Below are 21351 nucleotides of genomic sequence, written 5' to 3'. Positions count from 1 at the left end.
ACCGTCAGGACTCCGCGTCCAGCCGATCGAGGAATTCGCGAACGGTGTGGACCGATCCCGTGGCGGCAGGCTGGTAGCCGGGCAGGGCTGCGACGGCGCGATGGAATTCGTCGCCCTTCATCACCTCGAGCACCCGCCGCATCGGGTCGGTTTCCAGAAACGACTTATGGCAGGCGAAGAAATAGTCCTCGGTGAGGATGCGGATGAAGTCGAGTCCGAACTGCCGCGCGGCGGCCTCGACGCCGAAACAGGCGTCGGCCATGCCGCTCGCGACATAGGCCGCGACGGCGGCGTGGGTGAACTCGATCTGCTGCGCGCCATTGATGCTGGCTTCGTCGATGCCTTGTGACGCGAGCAACTGATCGAACAACAGGCGGGTGCCGGAATCATGATCGCGATTGACGAAGCGCGCCCTGCCGTCGGCGAGATCGGCCAATGAGCGGATGGACAGCGGATTGCCGCGACCGACCATCAGCCCCATTTCGCGGGTCACGAAGCTGATGACGCAGTCCTGTTTGGGATCGAGCCAATCGCGGCAGGCCTGGATGTTCTGGGCACGCAGCTCGCCGCGCGGCAGATGCAGCCCCGACAGGTCGCATTCGCCTTGCGCCAGCGAGGCCAGCGAGTGCTGGCTGCTGACATAGCGGACATCGACGCCGACACCCGGCTCGCGATCCAACAGCTCGCGCAGCTTGGCGACGGCAAAACCATGGCTGGCGTGAACGCGGATCACGCTGGGATGCGGCTGCAGGAACGGCTTGATCTCCGTCACGAGCTCCTGCGCCAGATTGTCCAATTGCGGGCCGAGACGGGCGTGCATGCGCTCGCCGGCCCAGACCAGCTTGTCTCCGAACGCGGTGAGCTTCGATCCTTTGCCGCGCTGGGTTTCCACCAACGGCACGCCGAAAAATGCCGACCATTGCTCGATCAGATTCCAGACGTGGCGATACGAGAGATGGGCGTCGTTGGCCGCGCTGGTGATCTTACCCGTCCTCCTGATTTCGCTGAGCACGCGGAGCATCACGACGATGCTCTGCGGGTCGTCGTCCTTGTAGAAGCGCCAGACAGGTTCGATCGCGATCCGCAACATCAGGGCCTGCTTGTGAAGTCGGCTTCATATGATCGCCGGCCATAGGCAACAGATATCATATTTACGAACAGATATTTGTTCTTACCTTCATTGGTATACAACAAACGGAGGAAATATGATGTCGATTGCATATGACTACGAGCGCGGCTCGAGGACGACGTCTTATCTCACGAAGCCGTTGCAGCTCCTGATCGGCGGCCGGCATGTTCCCTCGGTTTCGGGACGCACCTTCACGTCGCTCAATCCTGCAACCGAGCAGGCGATTGCGACGGTCGCGGAGGGCAATGCCGAGGATGTCGATTTCGCGGTCGCTGCGGCCCGCAAGGCCTTCGAAGGGCCGTGGCGGACGATGCGTGCAGCGGAGCGTGGCACGATCCTGCTGAAATGGGCGCAGCTGTTGCGCGACCATGCCGACGAGATCATCGAGCTCGAAAGCCTCGATGCCGGCAAGCCCGTGTCCGCGATCCTGCGCCAGGATCTTCCCGCCGCCATCGATACGCTCACCTATTACGCCGGATGGGCCGACAAGATCAGCGGTGAAGTCGTCTCCACGCGCGATGATGCCCTGACCTACACGGTGCGCGAGCCGGTCGGCGTGGTCGCCGCGATCGTGCCGTGGAACTTCCCGCTGATGATCGGGATGTGGAAGCTCGCACCGGCGCTGGCGTGCGGCTGCACCGTGGTGATGAAGCCCGCCGAGCTGACGTCGATCTCGGCGCTGCGGATCGGCGAGCTTGCACTCGAAGCCGGTCTGCCGCCCGGCGTTCTCAACATCGTGACCGGTCCCGGGCGCACGGTCGGCGAGGCGCTGGTCAATCATCCCGACGTCGACAAGGTCACGTTCACCGGCTCGCCCGGCGTCGGCCGCGGCATCATGAAGGGCGCGGCCGGCAACTTCAAACGCGTCTCGCTCGAGCTCGGCGGCAAGTCTGCCAACATCATCTTCGACGACGCGAACATCGAGGCGGCGTCGAAAGCCGCGGCCAGCGGCATCTTCTTCAACACCGGGCAGGTGTGCTCGGCCGGCTCGCGCGTGCTGGTGCAGGAGCGTGTCTATGACGAGGTGGTCGAGCGCCTGACCGAGCGCGCACGGGCGCTGCGGATCGGCGATCCACTCGATCGTGCCACCTCGCTCGGACCCGTCATTTCAGAACGGCAGATGAAATCGATCCTCGACTACGTCGACATCGGACGCAACGAAGGCGCCACGCTCGTTACCGGCGGCCAGCGCGCGGCGGCCCGCGGTTATTTCATCAGCCCTGCCGTCTTCGCCGGCGTCACGCACGACATGCGGATCTCGCAGGAGGAGATCTTCGGACCCGTGGTCAGCGTGATCAAGTTCAAGGACGAGGCCGATGCGCTGCGCATGGCCAACGGCACGGCCTACAGCCTGGCCGCCGGCGTCTGGAGCAGCGACTTCGGCCGCGTCCAGCGCTTCGCCAAGCGCCTGCGCGCGGGCACGGTGTGGATCAACACCTACGGCTACACCGATGTCCGGCTGCCCTGGGGCGGCGATCGCGACTCCGGACTGGGCCGCGAGCACGGAACGGCCGCGCTGGCCAATTTCACCGAGCCGAAGGCCGTCTGGATGAACCTCGCGGTGTGATCCGACACGGGCAACTCACGCGGACGGCTGCGATGATGCATCAGCAGCCGCCCGCATGCTCCGGCTGATCAATCAGCCTTGGCGCCGGTGGTGATGATCGAGCCGACGTGATGGCCGCGCAGCGCGGCGGTGAGCCGGCCGGGCACCAGGCCGTTGATGACCTGGACGCGGGAGATGTGACGGGCGTTGGCCATCACCTCGACCAGCGCGCGGTCGAACGGCAGCGTGCCCTCCTGCTTGGCGAGGGCTTCGAAGCTGGTCTCGCCCAGCAGCTTCGCCTTGGCCGCGTCCTGTCCCTTCGGGTCGGCGGTGTAGACGCCATCCACGTCCTCGACGATCGTCAATCCCGCAGCGCCGAGCGCATCGGCGATGAGGAAGGCGCCGGTGTCGGCCCGATGCATTGGAATGCGCGAGGTCGGGAATTCGTGGTGGTGATAGGGTGGGAAGGCGCTGCCGATCACCGCACGCGCCGCGGTGAGATGGATCGCGAGCTGGTTCGCGATCGTCGGATGCTCGATGTAGGAGACGCCTTCCGACGCCAGCAGCGCGGCCAGGATGTGGCCATTCTGGCCGGCCTCGCTGGCTGCCAGCGGCGCGAGCGAGCCCACGGGCAGGCCGAGATCGAGGCCGACGCCATAGAGGTGGCGGGCGCGGATGCCGGCGCCGGTCAGGATCAGCAGGCGGTGCTCGGGCAGGAGCTTCCTGATCTCCTCGACCAGCGGCAGGATAGCCTCGGCGCCGCGGTCCATGATCGCGCGGCCGCCGATCTTGACGACCTGCAGCCAGGGGAGGAGCGCGATTGGGCGCTTGCCGGCGACGGGACGGGTGAGCTTGTTGTCGAGCAGGGTCTGGCGCGCGAGCGGCGAGGCGACGTGCTTGATGGTGTTGGTGGTCTCAGCCATGGCGATCGGTCTCTCAGCTCGCGGTGATGATGGTGCCGACGTGCTCGCCGGCGAGCGCGCGGGTCAGATTGCCGGGGACGAGGCCGTTGACGATCTGCACCTCGCGCACGTGGCGCGCGGCTTCCAAGAGGTCGAGCATCGGAAATTCGAGGATGGAATCGGCGAGACCCTTCGCCTTCATCTCGGCGACCGAGATCTTCGGGATGAAAGTGGCGTTTTTCTCAGTCTTCGGATTGGCAGTGTAGAGCCCGTTCTCGTCCTTCACATAGATCATCGCCTTGCAGCCGAACTGCTCGGCGACCAGGAAGCAGCCGGCATCGGTGCGGTAGGGCGGGATGACGCCGTCGGCAGACGGGCGCATCCACAGGCCGTAGGGCGGCATGCCGCTGAAGACGACTGCGTTCACTTCGGCGAGATACAGCGGTACGGCGGAGAGGCCAGCGCCTTCCACCGCCGAGATGCCGTGCTTGGCGAGCAGCTGTCCGAGCATGGCCGCGTTCTGGTCGGCGACGGAGGCACCGAGCTGCGACAGCACGCCGGCGGGCAGGTTCAGGCCAGCGGCGATCGAATAGAGGTGGCGGGCGCGGGTGCCGGCCCCGGTCCCGATCAGCATCTTGTGCGTCTTGCGGGCGGCGACGATCTCGTCGACCAGCGGATAGACGGCGGCGCGGCCGCGGTCGATCATGCTCTGGCCGCCGATCTTGATCACGGTGGCATCGGGAAGGATGCGGAAGTCAGCTGCTGTCTCCGCCGCCGCGATCAATTGGGGGTCGGTGAGCGAGCGCTGCATCAACAGCACCTCCAGCTCGGCCGTCGTGGTTGCCATTGCGAATGATCCTTTTTGTTCGTCGATAACAGTACAGCCGCGCAAGGCGGGCTTGCCCGCTGCCTCTTGACCGTTCCCTGGATTCCGTAGCCGTGAGCTCAATTCCGGCCATCGATCGCGGGCGATCCGTGAAACGCACGCCTGTTCGTGGCGCCACAGGCTCGGAGGGGGCTGCTTCCGTCGCGTTGGCGCGCGGCGACATTTATCGCTCCGTCGCCGGGCGTCAATCGCTATCCCGGAAATTCTCCATATAACTCAACTAGCTATATCGTATCTAATATAGCTTCCGGTGCGATTTAGGAGGGCTGCTCGAAAATTGGGCAGACGTTGTGGCGGCAAGCCTCTTCGCCAAGGTGCCAGAGCGACAGTCGGTATTTCGGGCGGGATGAGGCGGGGCCTCGCATGGTCAGAACGATCGTCGTGACTACTTGAAAACCTCGCAGACGGTCGGTCGGACCTCGTCGAATGCAGCGTACCGCCGAGATACGCTCCGCCACCAATCGTCCAGTGCATGCCGGTCACAGGACAGGCGGACGCTCATGCCTTGCGCAAACCTGATCCAGTCCGCAAATCTGAAGCGGGGGACGGCAATGACGACGGGAATGTCTGCGCTCAGCGCTTGCTCGATCAGGTAGGTCAGGCCCTTGCCTTCGCTTTCCTGTCGGCCGAAGCGATTGATGATCAGAAGATCGGCGCCTTCGTTCAGTGCTCCCGAGACCGCTGAGCCAGCCTGGAGCAACTGGCCGACGTCGAGACGGCAGCCGCCGGCGTGGCGTCCGAGTTGCTGCAGCAGCGGAATCTCGGCGCCGCTGTGCACCAGCGTTGCTGCAATCTCGTGCTCGTCGAGGCATCTCCGCACCCGCTGCACGAGGCCGACGACGCGCACGCCGCGGGCCTGGAGCGCCGCGGCAAAGTTGCCCAAGACGATGTCTGGGTCATCGCCGTGGCCATAGACCAGAGCGGCAAGATCACATTCGGCATCGAACATCGTGCGCTCCCAGGTCAAATCGCGGCGGACCACGTTCGGTGGAGGAGACCGCGGACGCCAGCCTGCGGCCTCCCTTGGCTCAGGCCGTCGCGCCCGGTCCGTTGATGATCTGCAGCTGGGTGAACTCGGCGAGCCCTTCCTCGGCGAATTCGGTGCCGATGCCTGACTGCTTGGCGCCGCCGAACGGGATGTGCGGCGCCATGTCGAGATGCTTGTTGATCCAGACCGTGCCGGCGTCGATCTGCGTGGCGATGTCGTGTGCGCGCTTCGGATCGGACGACCAGACCGAAGCGCCGAGGCCGTAGCTGGTGCCGTTGGCGCGGCGGATCACGTCGTCGGGATTGGAGTATTTGATCACTGGCAGCACCGGCCCGAACTGCTCCTCGTCGACCAGCCTGGAGCCTTCCTTGATGTCGCGCACGATCGTCGGCTCGATGAAATAGCCGGGACGATCCATCGCCGCGCCGCCGGCGATGACCTTGCCGTTCTTGTGGGCGTCGTCGAGGAACGTCTTCACCTTCTCGTACTGCATCTTGTTCTGCAGCGGCCCGAGCTTGGTGCCCTGTTTCGAGCCGTCGTCGACCACGGTGTTCTTGGCGATTGCCACCAGCTCGTTGCAGATGTCGTCATAGACGCTCTCATGAACATAGAGCCGCTTGATCGCGAGGCAGACCTGTCCGGAGTTCTGGAAGGCGCCTTCGAAGATGCCGGGCGCGACCTTCTTCGGGTCGACGTCGTCGAGGACGATGCCGGCATCGTTGCCGCCGAGCTCCAAGGTGATCCGCTTCAGGGTCTGGGCAGCGCTCGCCATCACCTTCTGCCCGGTCACGGTCGAGCCGGTGAAGGAGATCTTGCGGATGTCGGGGTGTCTCGTCATGGCGTCGCCGAGATCGTTGGCGTCGGTGACGACGTTGAGCACGCCCGTCGGCAGCACGTCCTTGACGAGCTCGGCGAACTTCAGGGTCGAGAGCGGGGTCGTCGGTGCCGGCTTGACTACCAGCGTGTTGCCGGCGAGCAGGGCCGGCGGCAGCTTGAAGCCCAGGATCAGCAGCGGATAGTTCCAGGGGATGATGGCGCCGACCACGCCGAGGGGACGACGATAGGCTTCGACCTGCCGGTCGCCCGAACTCTCGATCACCCGCATCGGCAATTCGAGCGAGGCGAGATAGCGGAAGAATGCAGCCATGCCGAGCACCTCGCCGGTGGCGTCTGCCAGCGGCTTGCCCTGTTCGCTGGTCAGGATTCGCGCCAGCTCGCCCGAATTGGCCTCGATCATGTCGGCCATCTTGCCAATCAGCCGGCGCCGCTCCTCGATCGGCGTCGCGGCCCAGGTGGGGAAGGCGGCCTTGGCGGCGGCGACCGCCTGATCAAGCTGTTCCTTGGAGGCGCGCGGGCACTGCGCCAGCACCTCCTCGGTGGCCGGATTGAGCACCGGCATGGTCGTGTCGCCCGGCACCAGCGTGCCGCCGATGAGAAGATGATAGTCGCTCATGGGTATCGCTCTCCCTGCAAAATGCGGCGCTTCGGCCACGTTATATGCAAAGCTATATCACGATAAATATAGCAGCGCCATTACCGCCTCGCTGCCGACGCGCTGGACGCGGCCGCGATTTTCGATATAGTTATGTGGAAATAACGGTGAATTGATGCGGAGTGCGCGATGGAGTTGCGGGCCAAGGCGCTGACGATCTGCGAGGTCGTCGACGACGGCGAGACGATCTCGCTGGGGTTCGAGGACGCCGCCGGACGACCGGCCGCGCTCAGCCTGTCGGTCAGCCAGGCCGGCGCGCTGGTCATGACGCTGCCGGGCCTTCTGGAGCTGGCCTTGCGCACACGTTACGGCGATCAGGCGCTGCGCTATGCCTATCCGTTGGCGTCGTGGAGCATCGAGCAATCGACCGACCAGACCCAGCGCATCATCACGCTTGCGACCCCCGACGGCTTCAGCATCCGGTTCGCGATTCCGAAGGACGAGCAGAACGTGCTCGGCGAAGCGCTGCTGATGCAGTATCCGCCAGCGCAGAGTCCCTTGCCGAATTAGCGCCGCCGGCGCTGTCAGCTCCGCACGATCGAGCCTGAGCGTCCGACCAGCCGCGCGAGCTGCTTGAAGCGGCCGCCGACGCGATCGGCGACGAGGTCGACCATCTGATGCTCGAACACCAGCATCAGCTTGCGGTCCTGGGTGCGGAAATGGGTGGCGGGCAGCACGCCCGGCCGCGCGGCCGAGATCAGATGCGCGACGCGAAACGCGGTGCCCAGGAGGCGCGCGCGATCGATCTGGGCCGGGCTCAGCTGCTCGGTGAGGGCAGGCGGCTTCGCCTCGTTGCCCAATCCCTCGTAGCGGAAGAACACCGACAGCGCGGCGAAGATGCGGCCCTCATGGCTGATCGAGCCGAAATTGCCGTTGAGGATGATGCCGTAGGTCTGCTCGCCGCGATGGTCGGGGTGCATGCGCCAGCCGATGTCGGACATCAGGCAGGCGGCGTGACGCAGCCGGCGCTCCTCCTCGGTCTCGCGGATATGCACCACGCGAAACAGGCGGTCGGTCCACTCCATCAGTTCGCGGGCATGCTGGGCCGAGCGCGACAGCAGCTCGTTGAGACCCTGGGCCGCGCACAGCAGCCCGTCCTGGGCCCGTTCGGCATCGGGCAGCTTGGAGTAGAGCAAGCCCTCGCGTACCCCGAAGGTGGAGAACACCACCGTGGTCGGCTTGGCGACGCGGATGACGTGCTCCAGCACCAGCGCGGCGTAGGCGAGCAGGGGACGGCGCGCCTCAGCCACGGCTTCGATGTCGGCCAGCATGTCGGCGGCGACGAGCCGGCGCAGCCGGCGGACGAAGGCCAGCGCGTCGGTGGCGGGGATCGCATAGCCGTGCATGACGCCGAGCGGATAGCCGCTCTGGATGATGTGGATGCGCGCCAGCGCGCGCCAGGTGCCGCCGACCGCATAGAAGGTGCGGTTCTGGCCGGCCAGCAATTGCGGCAGGTCTGTCAGCGCCTCGCTGGCGATCCGCTGCGCCTTCTTGAGCGACTTCTCGGCGAGATCCTGCAGCGCCAGGCTGCCGAGCGGCAGGGTGACGCCGCTGCGCACCTGGTGGCCGCGGACGTCGATCAGCTCGAGCGAGCCGCCGCCGAGATCACCGACGATGCCGTCCGGCTTGTGGATGCCGGAGATGACGCCGAGCGCCGAATAGCGTGCCTCCTCGGGGCCGGTGAGGATCTGGATCGGCGCGCCGCAGATCTTCTCGGCCCTGGCGATGAAGTCCGGGCCGTTCGAGGCGTCGCGGCAGGCGGCCGTCGCGATGGCGTGGACCTCGCCGACCTTCTGCACCTTGCACAGCGCACGGAACCGCTTCAGCGCGGTCAGCGCCTTGTCGACGGCATCGGTTGCAAGCAGGCCGGTGGTCTGGACCTCGCGGCCGAGACCGCACAGCGCCTTCTCGTTGAACACGGTGACGAGGCTGCGCTCCATCGCCTGATAGACGACAAGACGGACGGAGTTCGAGCCGATGTCGATGACGCCAACGCTGGCGGCCCTCGGAGCAGGCCGTTTCACCGTGTCGTCCCCTGATGAGGGGCGCCGCTACGACGAAGGATTGCGTTCATTCCGGCGCGTGAGCCGGCGCGGCGATGATTCCTTGAGCGACTTTCCACGGCCGGACAGACTCGGATTCGTCATGAAGTAATTGTGCAGGTTGAACGGCTCCTCGCCCTTCGCGGCCTTCATACGCGTTGACGACCCATCCGGCAACAATTGCCAGCTCTGCTCGGTGTCCTTCAGGTTCGCGACCATGATCTGCTCCAGAACCTGCTGATGCACCGTCGGATTCTGCAGGGGACACAGCACCTCGACGCGGCGGTCGAGATTGCGCGGCATCATGTCGGCCGAGGAGATGTAGACCGCGGCCTTGGCGCTCGGCAGGCCCTGACCCATACCAAAGCAGTAGATGCGGCCATGCTCGAGGAAGCGCCCGATCACCGATTTGACGCGAATATTCTCCGACAGTCCAGGCAGACCGGGACGCAGGCAGCAGATGCCGCGCACGATCAGGTCGATCGAGACGCCGGCCTGCGAGGCCTCATACAGCGCGTCGATGATGTCCGGATCGACCAGCGAGTTCATCTTCATCCAGATCACGGCCGGCTTGCCCTGGCGGGCAAAACTGGTCTCGCCGTGAATGTGCTCGATCATGCGCTTGCGAAGCGTGAGCGGCGACACCGCCATCTTCTCGATGTCGATCGGCTCGGCATAGCCGGTGATGTAGTTGAACACCCGCGTCACGTCGCGCCCGATCACGGGATCGGAGGTGAAGTAGGACAGGTCGGTGTAGATGCGCGCCGTCACCGGGTGATAGTTGCCGGTGCCGGTGTGGACGTAGGTCGTCAGGCTGCCGCCCTCGCGGCGCACGACCATCGACAGCTTGGCATGGGTCTTCAGCTCCAGGAAGCCGTAGACCACCTGCACGCCGGCGCGCTCCAGGTCGCGCGCCCAGCGGATGTTGGCCTCCTCGTCGAAGCGCGCCTTGAGCTCGACCTGCGCCGTCACCGACTTGCCGGCCTCGGCCGCTTCCACAAGCGTGCGCACGATCGGCGAGTTGTTGGAGGTGCGGTACAGCGTCTGCTTGATCGCGACCACGTCGGGATCGCGCGCCGCCTGCTGCAGGAACTGCACGACGACGTCGAACGATTCGTAAGGATGATGGACGATCAGGTCCTTCTGCCGGATGGCGGCGAAGATGTCGCCACCATGGTCGCGGACGCGCTCGGGATGACGCGGCACGTAGGGCGCGAATTCGAGGTCGGGACGGTCGACCCGGGTCAGCTGCGACAGCTCGTTCATCGCCAGCACGCCGTCGACCAGGAACACCTCGTCGTCGGTCGTGGACAGCGCATTCTGCACGAAGCGGCGCAGCTCCTCCGGCATGTTGGCCTCGATCTCGAGCCGGATCACCGAGCCGCGGCGCCGCCGCTTCAGCGCCGTTTCGAACAGCCGCACCAGGTCTTCGGCTTCTTCCTCGATCTCGATTTCGGAGTCGCGGATGATCCGGAAGGCGCCCTGGCCCTTCACCGTGTAGCCCGGAAACAGCCGGCCGATGAACAGGCCGGTCGCCTGCTCCAGGGTGATGACGCGGATCACGCCGTCCTTGGAGCCGGGGAAGCGGATGAAGCGGTCGATCTTGCCGGGCATGCGGATCAGGGCGTTCATTGGACGCCCGTCGGCGGAGCGGATCAGCTGCAGCGCCACGGTGAAGCCGAGGCTCGGGATGAACGGGAAGGGATGGGCCGGATCGATCGCGAGCGGCGTCAGCAGCGGGAAGATGTTGGCGAGGAAGTGGTCCTCGATCCAGGCGCGCTCGCTCTTGGTGACGTCCTGGCCGTCGACCAGCACGATGCCGAGCTCGCCGAGAAATTTTCGCAGGTCGCGCCAGATCGCCTGCTGGTCGATGGCGAGCTGCGACACCGTCTCGTTGATCAGTTTCAGCTGCTCGGTCGGCGTCAGCCCGTCGGGGCTGCGCTCGGCGATGCCCTCGCGGACCTGGGCGCGGATGCCGGCAACGCGCACCATGAAGAATTCATCAAGGTTGTTGGCGGAAATCGACAGGAAGCGCACCCGCTCGAGCGCCGGATGGCGCGGATTGACGGATTCCTCCAGCACGCGACGATTGAAATGCAGCCAGGACAGTTCCCGGTTGATGAATCGCTCCGGGCTCGAGGCGATCTCGCTCGACGGCACCGCGATCGATTCTTTCTCTGAAATCTCAGTAACTTGCTCGGTATCCATAAGAATTCGATCCATATCAATCAGGTCGCGATGGCCGACCGTAGCCCAATCTCGATAACCAAGGGATGACGTTGCCGGCACCATTGGGGTTCCGCCGGCATTCGGCGTCAAGATGGCAGCGGTCCCGCCGGCTCACGCCATGCGGAGCAGCTCGGCCGCGAGCGCCCGAGTGACCGGCCGTCCCAGCCTCAGGGACTCGTTGTCCAGCAGCGCGATGGTCTCACGTGCCGCAGCGTAGGAGCGTTCGATGCGGGTGGCGAGGTAGCTGACGACCGTCTCGTCGATCGCCAATTGCCGGTCCGCGGCCAGCTTGACGATCAGCGCGCGGAACAGCTGGTCATCCGGCGGCAGCAGCGTGACCACGGGGACCGCACGCAGCCGTGACCGCAGATCGGCCAGCGCGATCGGCAGGGCGACCGGGGTCTCGCGCGCGGTGATCAGCACGAAGGCTTCGTCCTGGCGGGCCAGGTTCAGCAGGTGAAACAGCGCCCGTTCGTCGAGATCGGCCGCCGTGAGATCCTCGAGCACCAGCGCGCCGGTGGCGAGCGCTCCGGGAACGGCGTTTGCCTCGAGGGCATGTGCCGACAGCGAGCGGGCGCCGGAGCGTTCGGCCCAGATCGCGGCCAGATGGCTCTTGCCGGATCCGTCGGGACCGACCACGAACATCGTCCGCGCCGGCCATTCCGGCCAGGCGTCGACCAGGGCCAGCCCGGCCGCGTTGCCTGGGCCTTCGAGGAAATTGTCCCGCGTCAGGCTTTCCGCGTGCGGCAGCGCGAGGGCCAATTGACGTGGGGGAATGTGGCCGGCCAAGTTTGATGTGCTCCGTATGGTATCGCGCGTGAAGGCGCAGGGTTAGCCCGACGGCTCACCGAACTTCGATGGTGTTCATGTGGCGCACCCATTCGACCAGATAAAGTCCGACCGATACGAGGGTAAAGGCTGTGACCAGCACCATCAGCACGACGTCATAAGGTTTCGGCTCGAAGCCGAAGCTGAGCGACGCGAGCACCAGCGCTGCGAATCCCACCTGGGCGGCCGTGTTCAGCTTGGAGACCATCAATGGCTTCATCGCGACCGGCCGGTCGAACAGCCAGGACACGATCACGGCGGCGACGATCATGATGTCGCGCGAGACCACCAGGATCACGATCCAGCGCGGGATCGCGCCCCAGATGCCGAGCGTGACGAAGATCGACACCAGCAGGGCCTTGTCGGCGAGCGGATCGAGCAGCGCGCCAAGCTCCGAGCGCAGGTTGAAGCGCTTGGCCAGGAAGCCGTCCACGGCATCGCTCACGCCGGCAACGACGAAGACCAGGAACGCGATTTCCATCTCGCCGGCGGCGATGGCCCAGACGACGATCGGAACCAGCAGGATTCGGCCAAGTGTAATCAGATTGGGGATACTGTGGGGAATGGTCACGCAGCACGTCCCGACGACAATTCGATCAAATTCCGATCCGATTCCGAAGCGGGGTGAACCGGTCCTGTTCCTAGATAGTATGGGGACGAGCCCCTTGCGAGCCATTGCGCACGGCCGGATTCCGACGTAACCAGCGGCCAGATTAGGGGTTTTTACCATGACCGAGCGCAAGAACGGGCTCACTTATGCAGATTCGGGCGTCGATATCGATGCCGGAAACCGTCTGGTCGATCTGATCAAGCCGATGGTGCGCGCCACCGCCCGCGCCGGCGCCGACGCCGAGATCGGCGGCTTTGGCGGGCTGTTCGACCTCAAGGCCGCCGGCTTCAAGGATCCGGTCCTGGTCGCGGCCACCGACGGCGTTGGGACCAAGGTCAAGATCGCGATCGAGACCGGGCTGCACGCCGGCATCGGCATCGATCTGGTCGCCATGTCGGTCAACGACCTCGTGGTGCAGGGTGCCGAGCCGCTGTTCTTCCTCGACTACTTTGCCTGCGGCAAGCTCGACCCTGAGGCCACCGCCTCGATCGTCGCAGGCGTCGCGGAAGGCTGCCGCGAGTCCGGCTGTGCCCTGATCGGTGGCGAGACGGCGGAAATGCCGGGCCTGTACAAGGATGGCGATTACGATCTCGCCGGCTTCGCGGTCGGCGCGGCCGAGCGCGGCACGCTGTTGCCGTCGCCCGACATCGCGCCCGGTGACGTCGTGCTGGGGCTCGCCTCGTCCGGTGTGCACTCCAATGGGTATTCGCTGGTGCGCAAGATCGTGGCGCAGTCGGGCCTGGGCTTCGAGGCGCCGGCGCCGTTCGCGCCGGTCCTGACCCTGGGTGCAGCGCTGCTGACACCGACGCGGCTCTATGTGAAGTCGTGCCTGCGTGCGATCCGCGAGACCGGCGCGGTGAAGGGGCTGGCGCACATCACGGGCGGCGGCTTCACCGACAACATCCCGCGCGTGCTGCCGAAACATCTCGGTGTCTCGATCGACCTCACGCATCTGCCCGTGCTGCCGGTGTTCAAATGGCTGGCCGAGCAGGGCGGCATTGCCGAACTCGAGCTGTTGCGGACGTTCAATTGCGGGATCGGCATGATCGCGATCGTCAAGGCCGACGCGGTCGAGGCTGTCACCGAGGTGCTCACCGCGAGTGGTGAACACGTCGCGCGGCTTGGCGAAGTCGTCCCCGCGAGCGGCGATCAGCGCGTGCTCTATAGCGGCGCCCTCGATCTCGCCCTCTAAGACGAGTGAACCGATGAAGCGCCGCGTCGCGATCCTGATTTCCGGCCGTGGGTCGAACATGGCCGCGCTGCTGCGCGCGGCGATGCAGCCGGATTTTCCGGCCGAGATCGCGGTCGTGATCTCGAACCGTGCCGATGCGGCCGGGCTGCAGAAAGCGCAGGAGAGCGGCGTCGCGGTCGAAATCATCGAGAGCAAGCCGTTCGGCAAGGACCGCGCCGGGTTCGAAGCCAAATTGCAGCAGGCGCTCGATGCGCGCGGCATCGAGATCATCTGCCTGGCCGGATTCATGCGCCTGTTCACGGCGGAGTTCGTGCAGCGCTGGTATGGCCGGATGCTGAACATTCATCCCTCGCTGCTGCCGTCGTTTCCGGGGCTTGATCCGCATGGCCAGGCGCTCCGTGCCGGCGTCAAGCTTTCGGGCGCGACCGTGCATTTCGTCATTCCAGAGACCGACGCGGGTCCGATCGTGATGCAGGGCGCCGTCGTGGTCAGGGACAACGACACGCCCGACACGCTGTCGACGCGCATTCTCGGCGTCGAGCATCGCATCTATCCCGAGGCGCTGAAGCTGTTGGCCAAGGACCTCGTGCGGCTAGAAGACGGTCTCTGCCGGACGTCGTCGGTGGAGCGGGCCGATCACTCTCTGATCTGGCCGATGGTCTCGTAGTTCCAGCGGCACAAAAAAATCCCCGGCGAAGCCGGGGGCACATCAAGGCTGACGAAGTCTGGTCATCCGCGGCGCGCGAGCGTTGCGCGGGTCTCGTTGGTTGCTTCGGAACGCGCGCATAGCGGCGCATCCCGCCTGGATCAGGCTCACGAGAGCTTCAGGTTCTCGGCCGACGCCTTGCCGCGACTCTCGACCAGATCGTATTCCACGGCCTGGTTTTCGTTGAGGGTCGTCAACCCCGCGCGCTCGACAGCCGAGATGTGGACGAAAACGTCCTTGTCACTGCCGGCCGGTTTGATGAACCCATATCCTTTGGTCGGGTTGAACCATTTCACGCTGCCTTTGTAGGTCGGCATAGCTGTCTCCTCGTCTAGACGAAAAAAAGACGCGGCCACGCTCATCGCGTGCCACGCCACAAACGGCTTCCCGGGATCTGCTCAATTTTCGAAGTCACGAAACGCACAGTCGAACGGCCAATCCGATTGTCAGGGGATTGCACCACGATTTTCTGGCGATATCAAGTTTGGCAAACTGATGAGAACGCGTCGCGGAGTCGCGGCTGGCACTGCTGCTGCAGTTGCGAGGTTGTGGCGGTGGAACCACAAATGCTTGCACGGCGGCCGCCGCAGTCGCGATCTTGATTGACCGCAAACGGGAACTGCGGGCAAATCGTTGCGGCAATATTTTAGGCGAATTTGAGCGGGCGGCGGGCGGGCATCGATGCGTGGGTCATCTCGAGCCAGGCTGGGCGGGCGATCATGCACCGATGCGTGCGGTGCGATGCTGCTCGTCGGGGCCTTTGGTGTTGCCTTCGTTCCCGCACCGTGCGCGGCGCAGGCCGCTAGTCTGCCGATCGTGACTGCGAGCCCGACGCCCACGCCGAGTCCATCGCCAAGTCCATTGCCAAGCCCGGTTCCGGGCGCGATCAATTCCGATCTCTCGACCGGCCGATCCGTGTTGGATCTCGGATCCCAGTTCCTGCAGCGGCTGGGCCGCGATGCCACCCAAGGCAGCAGCCGGCTGTTGCGGAGCAACCCCGGCGGTGGCGGTGCCCCCGAGGCCGCGGAGCAACCTCGCTTCCGCAGCTGGGGCGAAACCTATGGTGTGACGGCCCGCTCCAGCGCACAGGGCGATTTCGTCGGCGACAAGAGAACGACATGGGGCGGTGTCGCCGGTATCGGCATGCGCCTTGTGCCCGGTGTGAATGTCGGGCTGTCCGTCGACCAGAGCAGGACTCGCGTCGACGTGCCGCTGGCGCTGCAATCGGCAACGCTCGATCTGACCCAGCTCGGCTTCAACGCTTCGGTCGACCAGGGCCCCTGGACCTGGGCGATCGCCATCGTCCACGGCTTTGGCGGCGTCAACGCGCGGCGCGAGACCAGCCTTGGTGCCACGACGTCGGCCTATGGCGCCCATATCACCGGCGTGCTCAGCGAGCTCGATTACTACTGGAGCTTCGGCGAAAGCCGGGTGGTCCCGAAGCTCGCCTTCGAATATGCGCGCGCGACGACTGCGGCGTTCCAGGAGGCGGGCGGTCTCGATCCGCTGTCGGTCAGCGGCACGTCGCTGGAGCGCGGCCGCGTTCTTGCCGGCGCCGAGATCGGCCACTACTTCGTCGTCGATGGCAGGATCCTCGACGTCTCGGCCTACGGCAAGTTCGTCGATAATTTTGCGCAGAATCTCGGCGCGGTGACCGTCAGCCTCGGCACGCAGAACATCACGCTGCAAGGGCTCGGCGAGGGACGCCATGGCGCCGACACCGGGGCTGCGCTGTCACTGTCCCTGAGCGGCACGGCGCGCGTCTATCTGAACTACGATGCGAAATTGCGCTCGGCGCTGCAGTCGCATCAGGGCACGCTCGGCTTCGAGCTCAAGTGGTAGTCGTCAGACCGGTTTCGGCGCGACGTAACCGTTGAAGCCGACGATGTCGCGCGTCTCCGCCATCAGCGGCACCAGATCGACGGGATGGATGAACTCGTCGCGGAAGCAGGCGTGGACCTTCGGATCGAAGATGCGCTTCAGCCAGTCGATGACCACCTTGTGACGGTCGGAGCTGCGGAATTCCTTGTGATAGGTCAGCCACAGATCCATGTGGTAGTTGATGCCGAGATCGACGGGAACGAGCGGCGCGCCAAGCGCGATCGCCGATGTCGGCAGAAAGCCGATGCCGGCGCCACGTTCGACGGCATAGAGCACGGCCACGCTCGAATTGGTGGAAATGCCGACGATGCCTTCGAGCGACTCCAGACCGAGGATGCGCGCATAGCCGGTCTCGTCGAGCTGCACGCCGTGCTGCTTGATGATCCGATGGTTCCTGAGATCCGCCAGCGACGTCGGCAGGCCATGCGCGTCACGATAGGCCTCTGAAACGAAGCCATAGATGTGCAGTCGGCCGAGCTTTGTGACGATCACCTCCGGGTTGGTCGGCCGTTCGAACTGGATCGAGATGTCGGCCTCGAGGCGCGAGACATCGGCCTGCTGCATCGCGCAGCTCAGGTCGACCGTGATCCTGCGATAGGTCTTCTGAAAGTCGATCAGCCGCGGCAGGATCCAGAAATTGCCGGGGCCTTCGGTCACGGCGACACGCACCGATCCTTGCGTGTCGGTCGAGAGCGAGGCGCGCCGGAAGATGTTGAAGCTCAGTCGCTCCATCTGCTCCACGTCGAACAGCAGCGATCGTCCCTCGTCGCTGAGCGACAGGCCGGATTGATCGCGGATGAAGAGCTTGCAACCGAGCTCGTCCTCGAGCCGGTCGATCTTGCGCATCAGCGTCGTGCCGGTCAGCCCGAGAACGTCCGCTGCATTCCTGAAGCTCTGGTGCCGCGTACAAAGGAGAAATGCTCTTAAATCTTCCCACGAGGCATTAAGCGTTTCGTCAGATTTCCTGCGCTGCGTAGATGCAGCACCCCGATGCAAATGTTGCCGCATACACTCCAGCCCCGACAAGTATGATGACGTCATCAAAGCCAAGCTGGAAACATAGATGCAGAAACCGCAGCGCGGAAGCACAGAATTCACACTGCGACATCAGCTGGACGCATTGCCGCGGACTGATCTGATTACGGTGGGGGCGGTCACGCCCGAGAAACTCGGCGAGCTTGCGGCGATGGCGAGGCGCGAAATACCGGGCGTGCGGGCGTCGGAACGCGAGCTCGCGGAGTTCTTGCGGCACGATCCGAACTCGATTTTCGTGCTCTGCCGCGGCGGGAAGCTGCTCGGCGGCATCGCCTTTCTCTACCTGAATTGTGCGGGTCTCGACGCGCTGCTTCTGGAAGAGTTCAATTTGAACGATCCTCCGCGCAAATATCTGGCGCGGCCGGACGAGCCGGCTGCGGCGATCTACGTCTGGGCGCTGGTCGCGCAGGGACGCGGAGCGATCGGGCTCGGCAACGTCGCGCAGGTGCTGCGCGGGCCGCGGTTTCATGCAGCCGATTACTACGCGCAACCGTCCAGTCCGCAAGGGCGCGCGTTGCTCGGAGCACTCGGATTCGAGCCGGTTCCAAGCTTTCAGCCGGATCTCTGGCGCTACCAGCGGCCATGGAACAGGCTGCCGGCGGTGATTGCGCCGTCGATCCAGTCGGTCGGGAATTTTGCACAAAGGAGTGTTGCGGATGCAGGGCATTAGTTCGGCCAGAGCGGCAAAATCGAATCCACGCGCGATCACGGTGCGCATCGCGCGCGATCCGAACGATCTCATGCTCGTCACTGCGATCCGGTCGGCAGTCTATCTCACCGAGCAGGACTGCCCGATGGAGGAAGAGTTCGACGGCAACGATCTGGTTGCGGCGCACTTCATCGGATTTGTCGGCAGGGAACCGGCAGGATGCGTGCGCGTGCGCTTCTTCGGCGACTTCGCCAAGGTCGAGCGGCTTGCCGTGCGCCATCAATATCGGCGCTCGCGGCTGTCGTTCAAGCTGGTCCGCGAGGCGCTCGATTATTGCCGCCGCAAGGGCTTCAAGAAGGCGTACGGTCATGCCCAGGATCGCCTGATCGACTTCTGGGCGCATTTCGGCGCGAAGCCGCTGGGTCACAATCGCAAGCTCACCTTCTCCGATTTCTCCTATACCGAGATGGTGCTGGACCTCGCGCCGTGCGACGACGCGATCACGCTGGACAGCGATCCCTATCTGATCATCCGTCCCGAAGGCGATTGGGATCGGCCGGGTGTGCTCGATCTCTCTGCCGGCCGGCCGGCGTCCTCGCCGCTGCGTGACTTCGCTGCAGCGAGACCGTGATGTCGAGCCGCGATCTGTTCGGTGTGACCGAGGCGGATCCGCCGGTTCTGGTGTGCGCGGATCTGCAGTGCGAATATCTCGCGGAAGGGCGCAAGCACCTGATCGCCGATGGCGACGTCATCATGGCACGGTGCCGGCAGTTGATCGCGCTCTGGCGCGACAATCTCTGGCCGGTCATCCATCTCAAGCGGATCGCGCAGGCGGCCTGGTTCAATCCGGCCTCGAACCTGACCAACTGGCTCGACGACTTCAAACCCAGGCCGGGTGAGCTCGCGTTCGAGCACCCGCTGCCGTCGGCCTACAGCTCGGCGCGGTTTGCCGAGTACATGTCGAACATGCGCAGCATGCGTTGCGTCCTGCTCGGCTTCTCGCTCGACGAGACGGTCCTCTCCACGGTCGTCGACGGCTTCCACCGCAGCCACCGTTATCAGGTGATCGCCGATGCGGTGGCCTGCCGCCAGGCCTGCGTCGGCGACGTCGCCTCCTACAAGCTGGTCGTCACCAAGGTGATCAGCAATTTCGCCGGTGTTCTCGACAGCGCTGAGCTTATTGGTGCCAGCGGCCGGCTCGCGGTGTGACCGCGCCACTGATTAGCGGTATCATCCTGCGGCGAGTCGTTCGGCCAGATCGATGACCATGCGTCGGTCGGCCGGATTGCTGATCTTGTTGAAAGCCACGACGAGGCGCAGGGCCTCGACGACGGGCAGGTCGACGGGATTCTCGCTGAGCAGGCGCAACAGCTTCTGTTCCGGCGGTTCGCAATCGTCTTTGCTCACGCGGCAGCTCCAGGAACGAGAACGCGACATGACCCGAGAGGAAGAGCTCAGAGAGCTGGCGAGCAACCTCCGGGCGGCCATCGCGAGGGCGCGTCAGCTCGACCTGCCGACGAGCGTCTACATTTTGTCGATGGCTCTGGTTGAGGTGTCTCAGACAATAGAGGCGGAGTTGAGGGGGCAGGCCAGCCCCGAATGATCTGCGGCACCACCACAGCGTGTGGTGCGCTCCGCAATCAACTGAGTCAACTCCCTGAGACGCGGCCGATCGTGGCGGCCCGTGCGTCAGGGGCGGTCGACCCGGACGACGCGGCCCTTTTCGATCGCGAGCGCGAGCTTGCCGTGCTTCAGCGCCAGCGCGGCCTCGCCGAACAGCTCGCGGCGCCAGCCCTGCAGCGCAGCAACTTCGGCATTGTCGTCGCCGGCGATCTGCTCGAGATCATCGACGGTGGCGATGACCTTGCTCGCCACTGCGTGGCGCTCCGAGGTCATGCGCAGCAGCACCTTGAGCAGCTCGACGATCGCAGCGCCATTGGAGTTGTTGCGCGGCTTTTCCAGCTTGGGCAGCGCCGCGAGATCGCGGGCCAGGCCGCGCTGCACGGCGGCGACGATGTCGGAGCCCCATTTCGAGCGCTCGAAGCCCTTGGGCAGCGAGCGCAGATTGCCGAGCTTCTCGATCGAGGTCGGGGCGTGGGTGGCGATGTCGCCGACCGCGTCGTCCTTCATGACGCGGCTGCGTGGCACGTCGCGGCTCTGCGCCTCCTGCTCGCGCCAGGCTGCGACCTCGATCAGCACCGCGAGCTCCTTGGGCTTGCGGACCCGCGTCTTCAGCCGCTCCCAGGCGCGCTCGGGATGGAAATCATAGGTCTTGGGCGAGGTCAGGATCTCCATCTCCTCGCTGACCCAGTCGCTGCGGCCGCGCTTCTTCAGATCGGCGTCGAGTGCGGCGAACACGTCGCGCAGATGGGTGACGTCGGCCTCGGCGTAATGCGCCTGCTCCTTGGTCAGCGGCCGGCGCGACCAGTCGGTGAAGCGGTGGGTCTTGTCGGGGCGGTGTCCGGTGATGCGCTCGACCAGCTGGTCATAGGCGATGCTGTCGCCGTACCCCAGCACCATTGCGGCGACCTGGGTGTCGAAGATCGGATGCGGCACGATGCCGGCACGGTGCCAGATGATCTCGATGTCCTGCCGCGCAGCGTGGAAGACCTTGAGGACCTTCTCATTGGCCATCAGCTCGAAGAACGATTTGAGATCGATGCCGTCGGCGAGGGCGTCGATCACCACGGCCTCGTCCGGGCTGGCCAGCTGCACGACGCAGAGCAGGGGGTAGTAGGTGGTTTCCCGCAGGAACTCGGTATCGACGGTGATGACCGGGTGCTGGGCGAGGCGGGCGCAGGCGGCTGCGAGGTCCGCGGTGGTGGTGATCAAGTCCATGAACGATCCATGACGAGGCTCTTACGCCGTCGTCCGAAAACGCTGACAAGTCAAGGGTGTCGGCAAAGGGCGGGGAATAAATTCGTTGCGCTTGTCGGCCCAATCGGGCGCGAAGGCAAGCGCCGAAGCGTCGGCTGATCGCTCTATGGTTGACGCGGGGCCTGCCGCCGCCCGGCCGAGAACGCTGTTCAGTGATGCCTGACCCGGCCCGAGGGCCGACGCGCCGAGGGCACGGCGAGCACGATCAGGCACAAGGCGATCATCGCCAGACCCATGAATTCGAACACCAGCGCGTCCACGTTCGCGACCTCCCCGACCTGTTGCTTCAACTTGTCGGGGCTGCGTTGAGCGTTTCTTAACGACCCGGGCGCGGTACAGGCGATGGTGGACGCGAGGTT

Annotated in this window: 22 protein-coding genes; 9 read left to right on the top strand and 13 right to left on the bottom strand. The window is 65.0% G+C overall.

From position 1 onward, the window contains the following. Positions 1–4 precede the first annotated feature (4 nt). Positions 5–1090, bottom strand: a complete 1086-nt coding sequence (locus S58_RS20325; protein WP_015667250.1) for a substrate-binding domain-containing protein — start codon at positions 1088–1090, stop codon at positions 5–7. A gap of 118 nt (positions 1091–1208) precedes the next feature. Between S58_RS20325 and S58_RS20320 the strand changes: the two genes are divergently transcribed. Next, a complete protein-coding gene (locus S58_RS20320) occupies positions 1209–2696 on the top strand; it encodes an aldehyde dehydrogenase family protein (protein WP_015667249.1) in 1488 nt (495 codons plus the stop codon). A 68-nt stretch (positions 2697–2764) separates the two neighbouring features. On the opposite strand, the gene S58_RS20315 is transcribed toward S58_RS20320, so the two are convergent. The 4 genes from S58_RS20315 to S58_RS20300 all read right to left on the bottom strand — a co-directional run bounded on the left by S58_RS20315 (position 2765) and on the right by S58_RS20300 (position 6904). Further along, the gene (locus tag S58_RS20315; protein ID WP_015667248.1) at positions 2765–3598 is read right to left on the bottom strand and encodes an amino acid kinase family protein; all 834 of its coding nucleotides are present in this window, start codon (positions 3596–3598) and stop codon (positions 2765–2767) included. Positions 3599–3611: 13 nt separating this feature from the next. Next, positions 3612–4424, bottom strand: coding sequence for an amino acid kinase family protein (locus S58_RS20310; RefSeq protein WP_015667247.1), 813 nt, complete (start codon positions 4422–4424; stop codon positions 3612–3614). A gap of 424 nt (positions 4425–4848) precedes the next feature. Beyond that, positions 4849–5412 (bottom strand): DUF2478 domain-containing protein, encoded by a 564-nt coding sequence (locus S58_RS20305; protein ID WP_015667246.1) that lies wholly within the window; start codon positions 5410–5412, stop codon positions 4849–4851. Positions 5413–5491: 79 nt separating this feature from the next. Next, positions 5492–6904 carry an aldehyde dehydrogenase family protein gene (locus S58_RS20300; RefSeq protein ID WP_015667245.1) on the bottom strand — a complete coding sequence of 471 codons (1413 nt, stop codon included), beginning with the start codon at positions 6902–6904 and terminating at the stop codon, positions 5492–5494. Positions 6905–7072: 168 nt separating this feature from the next. Here S58_RS20300 and S58_RS20295 point away from each other — a divergent pair, with 168 nt between their 5' ends. Beyond that, positions 7073–7453, top strand: a complete 381-nt coding sequence (locus S58_RS20295; RefSeq protein WP_015667244.1) for a hypothetical protein — start codon at positions 7073–7075, stop codon at positions 7451–7453. A gap of 14 nt (positions 7454–7467) precedes the next feature. Here the strand turns inward: S58_RS20295 and ppx are convergent, their stop codons facing one another. The 4 genes from ppx to S58_RS20275 form a co-directional block, all read right to left on the bottom strand. Beyond that, positions 7468–8967, bottom strand: coding sequence for an exopolyphosphatase (gene ppx / locus S58_RS20290; protein WP_015667243.1), 1500 nt, complete (start codon positions 8965–8967; stop codon positions 7468–7470). 27 nt (positions 8968–8994) lie between these two features. Further along, a complete protein-coding gene (locus S58_RS20285; RefSeq protein ID WP_015667242.1) occupies positions 8995–11193 on the bottom strand; it encodes an RNA degradosome polyphosphate kinase in 2199 nt (732 codons plus the stop codon). Between the two features lie 132 nt (positions 11194–11325). Beyond that, complete coding sequence (locus S58_RS20280) at positions 11326–12003, bottom strand: P-loop NTPase family protein (protein WP_015667241.1); 678 nt, start codon at positions 12001–12003, stop codon at positions 11326–11328. 55 nt (positions 12004–12058) lie between these two features. Continuing rightward, on the bottom strand, positions 12059–12613 hold the full coding sequence (locus tag S58_RS20275) for a CDP-alcohol phosphatidyltransferase family protein (protein ID WP_015667240.1): 555 nt from the start codon (positions 12611–12613) through the stop codon (positions 12059–12061). A gap of 157 nt (positions 12614–12770) precedes the next feature. Here S58_RS20275 and purM point away from each other — a divergent pair, with 157 nt between their 5' ends. Both purM and purN read left to right on the top strand, forming a co-directional pair. Further along, positions 12771–13844, top strand: a complete 1074-nt coding sequence (gene purM, locus S58_RS20270) for a phosphoribosylformylglycinamidine cyclo-ligase (protein WP_015667239.1) — start codon at positions 12771–12773, stop codon at positions 13842–13844. 13 nt (positions 13845–13857) lie between these two features. Beyond that, positions 13858–14511, top strand: coding sequence for a phosphoribosylglycinamide formyltransferase (gene purN / locus S58_RS20265; protein ID WP_015667238.1), 654 nt, complete (start codon positions 13858–13860; stop codon positions 14509–14511). Between the two features lie 146 nt (positions 14512–14657). Here purN and S58_RS20260 read toward each other — a convergent pair whose 3' ends face one another. Beyond that, positions 14658–14867 (bottom strand): cold-shock protein, encoded by a 210-nt coding sequence (locus S58_RS20260; RefSeq protein WP_015667237.1) that lies wholly within the window; start codon positions 14865–14867, stop codon positions 14658–14660. Between the two features lie 424 nt (positions 14868–15291). Between S58_RS20260 and S58_RS20255 the strand changes: the two genes are divergently transcribed. Then, the gene (locus tag S58_RS20255; RefSeq protein ID WP_015667236.1) at positions 15292–16392 is read left to right on the top strand and encodes an autotransporter outer membrane beta-barrel domain-containing protein; all 1101 of its coding nucleotides are present in this window, start codon (positions 15292–15294) and stop codon (positions 16390–16392) included. A 3-nt stretch (positions 16393–16395) separates the two neighbouring features. Here S58_RS20255 and S58_RS20250 read toward each other — a convergent pair whose 3' ends face one another. Continuing rightward, positions 16396–17439 (bottom strand): LysR family transcriptional regulator, encoded by a 1044-nt coding sequence (locus tag S58_RS20250; protein ID WP_042339991.1) that lies wholly within the window; start codon positions 17437–17439, stop codon positions 16396–16398. Between the two features lie 55 nt (positions 17440–17494). On the opposite strand from S58_RS20250, the gene S58_RS20245 reads away from it, so the two are divergent. Genes S58_RS20245 through S58_RS20235 form a run of 3 tightly spaced genes read left to right on the top strand, consistent with a single transcriptional unit; the run spans position 17495 to position 19324 of the window. Next, on the top strand, positions 17495–18136 hold the full coding sequence (locus tag S58_RS20245; RefSeq protein ID WP_015667234.1) for a hypothetical protein: 642 nt from the start codon (positions 17495–17497) through the stop codon (positions 18134–18136). Beyond that, entirely contained in the window at positions 18123–18746 is a 624-nt protein-coding gene (locus S58_RS20240; RefSeq protein ID WP_015667233.1) for a GNAT family N-acetyltransferase, read from the top strand. The genes S58_RS20245 and S58_RS20240 overlap by 14 nt, the downstream gene beginning before the upstream one ends. Beyond that, positions 18746–19324, top strand: coding sequence for an isochorismatase family protein (locus S58_RS20235; RefSeq protein ID WP_015667232.1), 579 nt, complete (start codon positions 18746–18748; stop codon positions 19322–19324). Before S58_RS20240 ends, S58_RS20235 begins: the two co-directional genes overlap by 1 nt. Before the next feature lie 21 nt (positions 19325–19345). On the opposite strand, the gene S58_RS38670 is transcribed toward S58_RS20235, so the two are convergent. Next, on the bottom strand, positions 19346–19522 hold the full coding sequence (locus S58_RS38670) for a hypothetical protein (protein WP_015667231.1): 177 nt from the start codon (positions 19520–19522) through the stop codon (positions 19346–19348). Between the two features lie 28 nt (positions 19523–19550). On the opposite strand from S58_RS38670, the gene S58_RS38665 reads away from it, so the two are divergent. After that, positions 19551–19718, top strand: a complete 168-nt coding sequence (locus S58_RS38665; protein WP_015667230.1) for a hypothetical protein — start codon at positions 19551–19553, stop codon at positions 19716–19718. Between the two features lie 86 nt (positions 19719–19804). Here S58_RS38665 and rnd read toward each other — a convergent pair whose 3' ends face one another. Next, positions 19805–20953 carry a ribonuclease D gene (gene rnd, locus S58_RS20225; protein ID WP_015667229.1) on the bottom strand — a complete coding sequence of 383 codons (1149 nt, stop codon included), beginning with the start codon at positions 20951–20953 and terminating at the stop codon, positions 19805–19807. Between the last annotated feature and the right edge of the window lie 398 nt (positions 20954–21351).

Origin of the sequence: Bradyrhizobium oligotrophicum S58 (assembly GCF_000344805.1) — a bacterium.
Lineage (GTDB): Bacteria > Pseudomonadota > Alphaproteobacteria > Rhizobiales > Xanthobacteraceae > Bradyrhizobium > Bradyrhizobium oligotrophicum.
The sequence above is the reverse complement of the archived record's forward strand: the minus strand, read 5'-3'. Positions and strand labels throughout refer to the sequence as shown.